Genomic DNA, 5,381 nt, shown 5'->3' with positions numbered 1-5,381 from the left:
CTGGCGGTTCGTGGAGGAGCTGACCCAGGCGCAGATCGGGGAGCGGCTCGGTGTCTCGCAGATGCATGTGTCCCGGCTGCTGTCGCGCACGCTGAAGAGCCTGCGCGAGGGCATGCTCTCCACCGGCTGACAACCTCCTGTCCGAGGCCGAACCCCGGCCGCGGGACGACCGCGCACCGGGGCGGCCTGCGCGCCGTCCGTCGTACCGGCGGGTGGCGGCTCCGCCGGGTCCGCGGTCCCGGCACGGCAGACGAACGACGGCCGGCAGGCCACGCGAAGGGCACGGTGCGGGTGTTCCGGGTGGAGGTGGCCCGCGACGTACCGGTGCTCGCCCTGCGCGGAGAACCGGACTTCGAGAGCGTCGTGCGGTTCGACGAGGCGGCCGGCACCTCTCTCGCCGGAGGCGGCGCCGCACCCTCCGTCGTCGTCGGCAGCTCCGTCCTGGCCTTCTGCGCCTCCTCCGGGATCGGCGTCCTGGTCCGTCTGTACCAGCGGCCGGCCCGTGACGGCACGGTGCTGCGGGTGGCGGCCGCGCCGCTGTCGGTACGGCGTGTCTTCGCCCTGACCGGACTGGACCAGGCGATAGCGGTGCGTCCGCCTGTGGACGCGGCACTGGCGTGGCCGGTGCCGGATGCCGTACCGGCCACCGCCGCGGACGTCGTGGCGAGGCCGCGCGCCGTGGGCGAAGAGAGGCGGAGGACGTGACAGCCGAGCCCGGGCGGCGGCCGGTTCCCCTCGCCCTGGCGGGACGTGATCCGTCCGAGGCCCGGGGCGGGGCCGCGGCACGGCGGGCCGCCGACGACGATCTGTCCATGCTTTTCGGCCATGCCCGCGCGGTGTTCGCGCTCCTGTCGGGGCCCGCCCATGTGCTCGAAGTGGCCAACCCGACCTTCTTCGCGGCCATCGGCGGCGGCGACCGGGAGCGCACGGGGGTGCCGCTCGGGGATCCGATGCCGGAACTGGCCGGGCAGGGCTTCCTCGGGCGGGTCACACCCTTCCCCTGCTCCTGGACAGCCGGCACACCGTCCGCAGTATCGACGTGCCGGGCAGCCCTGCTCGGTGTGGGCATCGACCCGCAGGTGTCCCCGTGCCGTCTCCTGCTGCGGCCGCACGAGAGCCTTCTGCTCTGCACCGACGGCATCACCGAGTGCCGCACCCCGACCGGACCCGAGCAGTACGGCGACGACCGTCTCGCCCGGGCTCTGGCCTCCGCCCCGCGGCGGCCGAGCGCCCACGACCTCCTGCGGGCCGTGGCCGGCGATGTGCACTCCTTCACCGGCGGCGGCGACGTCGACGACGACCAGGCGGCTCTCGTCATCACGGCGAGATGACGGCCGCGCGCGGGCAGACGACCGTCAGCCCGTGCCAGGGGACCCTCGCCCCCCGCTCGGCCGCACGGGTGACGCCCGGTAGCCTCCTGCATGGCCGCGGCCCGGTGAGGAACACGGCAGTGGCGTGGTGGAACAGGCAAGGACGAGGCGCAGCCCATGCAGGAGACAACGGACGGTGATCGCGGCGGCGCGCCGCCGGCGCAGCCGATACGAGCGGACGCGGCCTACGGCGCCTCGACCTCCGGGCTCATCGCCGACGCCCGTGACCTCGTGCGCGGCGTCCTGGTGCACGCCCGGGCCCAGCGGAGCACGGTCATCCCGGAGCACGTGATCGCGTCCGCCCAGATAGTCGTCAGCGAACTGGTCACCAACGCCTTCAAGTACGCGCACGGTACCTGCCTGCTCCGCCTGGAGGCCCGCGCCGGCGTCCTGGAGCTGGCGGTCCGGGACGACAGCCCGGCGCGGCCCGTGGCCCGGTCACCGGACCCGGACCGGGTCGGCCAGCACGGCCTGGAGATCGTCGAGGCGCTCTGCCGCAGCGTGGAGATCCGCTCCGCGGCGGCCGGGAAATGGATCACGGCCGTCCTGGCGCTGACCGGCTGATCCCCCGGCCGACCGGGGAGGACCGAGGTCCTGGCGCCTGCATCAGGCCGGCCATGAGGTGAGGTGCCTCGGGCCGGCCCGCGGCGCCGGAGTGAGCCGGACGACAGGGGCCGGCCGTCCGGCATGCGACCGGCGCAAGCCTGGTATACGTACGCCGACCAGCGGCTCGGACGGCTGTTCGGGTTCGGACGGGTCACCCCGCAGACAATGACCGGCCACCGGGAGAGGGAACGCGACGTGCGACAGGCGATGGAACACCACCAGGGCATCGACGGCACCGCCACCGGGGCGGTACCGACGGCCGACCTCCGCAAGCAGCGTCTGCGAAGACGGCTGGAGCGGCTCATCGGCATCGCCGCCACCGAGGGCAACGAACTGGTGCCGCTCCGCAACGGTGACGCCATCTTCCCCGCCATGCTGGAGGCGATCCGCGGCGCGCGGCACACCATCGACATGATGACCTTCGTCTACTGGCGCGGAGAGGTCGCCCGCGAGTTCGCCGACGCCCTGGCCGAGCGGGCCCGCGCCGGTCTGCGCGTGCGGCTCCTGCTCGACGGATTCGGCGCCAAGGAGATCGAGAAGGACCTGCTGGACGCCATGGACGACGCGGGTGTGCAGGTGGCCTGGTTCCGCAAGCCGTTGCGGCTGTCACCGCTGAAGCAGAACCACCGCTGCCACCGCAAGGCCCTCGTCGTCGACGAGACGGTGGCCTTCACCGGCGGCGTCGGCATCGCCGAGGAGTGGTGCGGGGACGCCCGCAACCCCGGCGAGTGGCGCGACACCCACGTTCGGGTGCGCGGGCCCGCCGTCGACGGCATAGCCGCCGCCTTCGCGCAGAACTGGGCCGAGTGCCACGACACGCTCTACGACGAGTGCGACCGGTTCAGCGAGCACGAGCAGCCGGGCCGGGCCACCGTGCAGGTGGTCCGCGGGTCGGCCAGTATCGGCTGGCAGGACATGCAGACGCTGATCCGGGTGGTGCTGACGTCCGCCGAGGAACGCTTCCGGCTGGCCACGGCGTACTTCGCGCCCGACGCCTACTTCGTGCGGCTGCTGGCCGAGACGGCCCGGCGCGGCGTGGCGGTGCAGATCCTCCTGCCCGGCCCCTACACCGATCAGCGGGCGTGCCAGCTCGCCGGACAGCACCACTACCAGACCTTGCTCGACGCGGGCGTCGACATCCGCCAGTATCAGCCCACCATGCTCCACACGAAGATCATCACCGTGGACGGCGTCGCCTCGCTGATCGGTTCCACCAACTTCAACCGGCGGTCCCTGGAGCACGACGAGGAGGTCATGCTCGCCGTCCTGGACGAGGACTTCACCGCCACGCTCGACCGGGACTTCGACGAGGACCTCGCCCGGAGCGAGGCCATCGACCCCGCGCGCTGGCGTCGCCGGCCCCTCGCCCAGCGGGCGCGGGAGGCGGGTGTCCGGCCGATCCGCCGCTTCCTGTGAGGTGCGGCCGGTTCCCCGCGGGCTGCCGGATGATCGTCGTCCGGGACCCCCGGTCCGCCCGCCCGGGACGGTCGGTAAAGTGACTCCCACGGTTTGCTAAAGGAACATCCAAGTGGGATCCGAAAAGGGGAGGGCCGGACGTGGGCGCCATGCGCATGAGCAGCACGCCGTTGCCGGGCATCGGAGTCCGGTACGACCTGACGACGCGGGAGCATCGCCGTCTGTCCGTGGTCGCCCACCGGGACGGCTCGCGCACACTGAGCGCCTATCAGGAGGACGATCCGGACGCCTGCGCGCTGTCCGTGCGGCTGACCTCGCCGGAGGCGGAGGCGCTGATCGCCGCCATGATGCCGGCGCACCGCAGCCCCAGCCTGCTGTCGACGACCGAACTGGGTCTGGTGGCCGAGCGTGTCGAGCTGTCCGCCACGTCGCACTGGAACGGCCGGCTGCTGGGCGACACCCGGATGCGCACCGAGACCGGCGTGTCGATCGTGGCGGTGCTGCGCCGGGCGGAGGCCTTCCCTTCCCCGGGACCGGACTTCCGCCTCGCCGGCGGGGACATCCTCATCGTGATCGGCACCCGTGAGGGTGCGGAGGCGGCCGCCGCGATCCTCGGCCGGGAGTGAGCGCGATGCACTCCTCCGCGGTCTTCCTGATCGAGTTCGGCGCCATCATCCTCGGCCTGGGGCTGCTCGGCCGCTTCGCCGGGCGCCTGCGGTTCTCCCCGATCCCGCTGTACCTGCTCGCCGGGCTGGCGTTCGGGGAGGGCGGGCTCCTGCCGCTGGGCGCCAGCGAGGAGTTCGTGGCCATCGGCGCGGAGATCGGCGTCATCCTGCTGCTGCTCATGCTGGGACTGGAGTACTCGGCCAGCGACCTGGTCTCCAACCTCAGGACCCAGTACCCGGCCGGACTCGTCGACGCGGCACTCAACGCCCTGCCCGGCGCCGCCGCGGCCCTGCTGCTCGGCTGGGGCCCGGTGGCCGCCGTCGTGCTGGCCGGCGTCACCTGGATCTCGTCCTCGGGCGTCATCGCCAAGGTCCTGGGCGACCTGGGCCGGCTGGGCAACCGTGAGACGCCCGTCGTCCTGAGCGTCCTCGTCCTGGAGGACCTGTCCATGGCCGTCTACCTGCCGGTCGTCACCGCGCTGCTGGCGGGCACCGGACTGGCGGCCGGCAGCGTGACCCTGGCGATCGCGCTGGGCGCGGCCGGGCTGGTGCTGGTGCTGGCGGTGCACTACGGACGGCACATCTCCCGCTTCGTCTCCAGCGACGACCCCGAGAAGCTGCTCCTGGTGGTGCTGGGCCTCACCCTCCTGGTGGCGGGCATCGCCCAGAAACTGCAGGTCTCCGCGGCCGTGGGCGCGTTCCTGGTGGGCATCGCCCTGTCCGGCGAGGCCGCCGAGGGCGCACACGTCCTGCTGGCGCCCCTGAGGGACCTGTTCGCCGCCGTGTTCTTTGTCTTCTTCGGCCTGCACACCGACCCGGCCAGCATCCCGCCGGTGCTGATGCCCGCCCTCGCGCTGGCCGTCGTGACCGCGCTCACCAAGATCGCCACGGGATACTGGGCGGCGCGGCGGGCCGGGATATCGGCGAAGGGCCGCTGGCGGGCCGGCGGGACCCTCGTCGCTCGCGGCGAGTTCTCCATCGTCATCGCCGGCCTCGCCGTCACCGCCGGGATCGAGCCCTCCCTGGGCCCGCTGGCCACGGCCTACGTGCTCCTCCTGGTGATCGTCGGCCCGCTGACGGCCCGCTACACCGAGCCGGTCGCCCAGTGGATCACCACCCGGCTGCGCGCCGCACCGCCTCAGCACCGGACGCCCGCCGTGCCGCCGCACGAGATGCCCGCCGACCGTGAGGACCCGGTCGGCCGGTCCTGACGCCGGCGCCCCACCCCCCATCCGGCCGGCCTGCCGCGCGGAGGGCGGCGGGGTCCACGGTGAACGTCTCGTCGGGCGCGAGGACGGCGAAGTCCGCGTCACGGCCCGCCTCG

The 5,381-nt window shown here is 73.4% G+C and carries 7 protein-coding genes and 1 pseudogene; 7 read left to right on the top strand and 1 reads right to left on the bottom strand.

The window, feature by feature from the left end:
* The 7 genes from ACWDNY_RS31095 to ACWDNY_RS31065 form a co-directional block, all read left to right on the top strand.
* Positions 1-130 (top strand): sigma factor-like helix-turn-helix DNA-binding protein (locus ACWDNY_RS31095; protein ID WP_451649155.1); only part of this gene is annotated, 130 nt, incomplete at its 5' end.
* A 161-nt stretch (positions 131-291) separates the two neighbouring features.
* Positions 292-705 carry an STAS domain-containing protein gene (locus tag ACWDNY_RS31090; protein ID WP_451649152.1) on the top strand — a complete coding sequence of 138 codons (414 nt, stop codon included), beginning with the start codon at positions 292-294 and terminating at the stop codon, positions 703-705.
* A 107-nt stretch (positions 706-812) separates the two neighbouring features.
* Entirely contained in the window at positions 813-1,331 is a 519-nt protein-coding gene (locus tag ACWDNY_RS31085) for a SpoIIE family protein phosphatase (RefSeq protein WP_451649151.1), read from the top strand.
* Positions 1,332-1,487: 156 nt separating this feature from the next.
* Positions 1,488-1,934: an ATP-binding protein gene (locus ACWDNY_RS31080; protein ID WP_451649150.1), complete on the top strand. Its 447-nt coding sequence runs from the start codon at positions 1,488-1,490 to the stop codon at positions 1,932-1,934.
* Positions 1,935-2,183: 249 nt separating this feature from the next.
* Entirely contained in the window at positions 2,184-3,392 is a 1,209-nt protein-coding gene (locus ACWDNY_RS31075; protein ID WP_451649154.1) for a phospholipase D-like domain-containing protein, read from the top strand.
* Positions 3,393-3,547: 155 nt separating this feature from the next.
* A complete protein-coding gene (locus ACWDNY_RS31070; protein WP_451649153.1) occupies positions 3,548-4,018 on the top strand; it encodes a cation:proton antiporter regulatory subunit in 471 nt (156 codons plus the stop codon).
* A gap of 5 nt (positions 4,019-4,023) precedes the next feature.
* Positions 4,024-5,268 carry a cation:proton antiporter gene (locus tag ACWDNY_RS31065; protein WP_451649149.1) on the top strand — a complete coding sequence of 415 codons (1,245 nt, stop codon included), beginning with the start codon at positions 4,024-4,026 and terminating at the stop codon, positions 5,266-5,268.
* Here the strand turns inward: ACWDNY_RS31065 and ACWDNY_RS31060 are convergent.
* Positions 5,168-5,381 (bottom strand): annotated as a pseudogene (locus ACWDNY_RS31060) (hypothetical protein); the annotation flags it as partial. The gene ACWDNY_RS31065 and the pseudogene ACWDNY_RS31060 sit on opposite strands and share 101 nt — an antisense overlap.

Source organism: Streptomyces sp. NPDC003697 (assembly GCF_053587115.1).
This window is presented reverse-complemented; position numbering and strand designations above follow the sequence as displayed.

Coding starts and splice junctions, on each gene's coding strand:
- ACWDNY_RS31080 (WP_451649150.1), top strand. CDS start 1,488: ATGCAGGAGACAACGGACGGTGATCGCGGCGGCGCGCCGCCGGCGCAG.
- ACWDNY_RS31075 (WP_451649154.1), top strand. CDS start 2,184: ATGGAACACCACCAGGGCATCGACGGCACCGCCACCGGGGCGGTACCG.
- ACWDNY_RS31070 (WP_451649153.1), top strand. CDS start 3,548: ATGAGCAGCACGCCGTTGCCGGGCATCGGAGTCCGGTACGACCTGACG.
- ACWDNY_RS31085 (WP_451649151.1), top strand. CDS start 813: ATGCTTTTCGGCCATGCCCGCGCGGTGTTCGCGCTCCTGTCGGGGCCC.
- ACWDNY_RS31065 (WP_451649149.1), top strand. CDS start 4,024: ATGCACTCCTCCGCGGTCTTCCTGATCGAGTTCGGCGCCATCATCCTC.